This window comes from Collinsella sp. TM09-10AT, assembly GCF_003436275.1.
Classification (GTDB): domain Bacteria; phylum Actinomycetota; class Coriobacteriia; order Coriobacteriales; family Coriobacteriaceae; genus Collinsella.
The window spans coordinates 1-1,908 of the sequence record NZ_QSOP01000047.1 but is presented as its reverse complement, the minus strand read 5'-3'; the positions used below and the strand labels follow the sequence as shown (position 1 = coordinate 1,908).

The 1,908-nt window shown below is 54.0% G+C and carries 1 protein-coding gene; it reads left to right on the top strand.

Annotated elements, in window-relative coordinates; genetic code table 11:
- The first annotated feature begins 182 nt into the window (after nucleotides 1-182).
- The gene (locus DXD77_RS10165; RefSeq protein ID WP_117648573.1) at nucleotides 183-1,307 is read left to right on the top strand and encodes an aminotransferase; all 1,125 of its coding nucleotides are present in this window, start codon (nucleotides 183-185) and stop codon (nucleotides 1,305-1,307) included.
- Nucleotides 1,308-1,908 lie beyond the last annotated feature (601 nt).

The following is a 1,908-nucleotide window of genomic DNA, read 5'->3' as shown; positions in this document are numbered from 1 at the left end:
GCGGCCCGCGCTGCATGAGCATGCCCTTCTGGCGCGAGGACCTCTAAGGTTTTCAAAGACCCGTACAGGTCTTAATACAAACATCTAGCTGCCATTAGATGTCTCCCAATGGGACGGTGCGGATCTTTCGCACCGTCCCATTCATGTTTAATGACGCTAAATTAACAACGGATAAGGTGGCCATGGATATCAAGACAATTGGCGTTGAGGAGTGGCTCAACGTTTGGGAGAAGAGCGCTACGTGGGACATTGCTCAGTCGACGATTTCGTCGCTGACCATGGGCGAGCTTCGTGCGCTTGACGAGCAGGGCGGCGCCACGTTCTACGAGCGCCTGGATCGCGAGAAGATGAACTACGGCTGGATCGAGGGTTCGCCGGAGTTTAAGGCCGAGGTCGCCAAGCTGTATCGTCGCGAGGTCAATCCCGATCACATTCTGCAGACCAATGGCTGCACGGGTGCCAACCTCAACGCCATCATGGCCGTTGTCGAGCCCGGCGATCATGTGATTGCCGAGTGGCCTACCTATGCGCCGCTCTATGAGATCCCGCGTACGCTCGGCGCCGAGGTTGAGTATTGGGAGCTTCGCGAGGAGCTCGGATGGAAACCCGATATCGAGCAGCTCAAGCGCTCGGTGCGCCCCAACACGAAACTCATCTGCATCAATAACGCATCGAACCCCATCGGTACGGTGCTTGATGCCGATACGCTCGGTCAGATTGCCGAGATTGCCCGTTCGGTGGGCGCCTACGTGCTGTGCGACGAGGTTTATCTGCCGCTCGAGAACACCGAGTCCTTTATGTCGATGGCCGACGTGTACGATAGGGCCATTGTCACCAACTCGGTGTCTAAGACCTATTCGACGCCTGCGGCTCGCGTGGGCTGGGTTGTGGCCGACGAAGAGGTGTCCAACCGCATCCGCACGTATCGCGACTACACCATGATCTGCGGCGGCGTGTTCAACGACGCCCTGGCGACCTACGTGCTCGAGCACAAGGACAAGATTCTCGAGCGCAACCGCAAGATCTTGTTTGGTAACCGCGATATCGCGCAGGCATGGATCGATACGCAGCATCGTGTTTCCTGGACGGCCCCGCAGGGCGTGTCCACCTCGTTCATCCAGCTGGATATTCCCGAGGATGACGAGGAGTTCTGCAAGCGTCTGCTGGCCGAGAGGGGAGTGCTGTTGGTCCCCGGCAGCCGTTTTGAGCTTCCCTGCGGAGCGCGCCTGGGCTACTGCGCAAGCGAAGATGTTCTTCGCGAGGGTCTGAGGCTTCTGGGCGAGGCACTGGCGGAGTTTGATCGCTAGGATTCCGACGGCTCTCAAAGCCACTCAAATCCGTCTACGATTATCGATAACAGACCCGTTACCCATGAGGGGAGCGGGTCTGTTTTTCTATACCGAGAAGTCAAGTTGTTACAAATGAGGCCGTAAGGCGAGCCGGTGTTCGTTGGGCCTTATACTGAACTTCCGGTGAACGGTATCCAACGTCTGGTAAACGGTAATATGCATACCAGAAATGAATAGGACAAACTTTTTTCTGAATAAAAATGAAAATGGTTGAGACGCGGTATGAATCGCTAATTCTATTCATAGCTTTATTAGAAATATGCAATTTGAGGGTGGTTCAATAAAGTTAAGTTCCATTTGCTATTTGGTTTGAAAAAGCATTTAAGCACGTAAATTAACTTTATTAAATCAAAGTGTGCCATGCGTGAAGTATATGTGTATGCCGTTCACCCCTCATAAAAAACCGTTCGGGGGCGAGGTGGAAGTATGGGCTGATTTTGGATATAAATATGTCGTCAGCAATAACGCCTCACACGGAGGGGCGCTAACGAATCGGCCCTGACAAGGGCCCGAAAGAAAGGTAGGAGGCCATGACGAAAGGTCTGCACGTGCCTTCCGA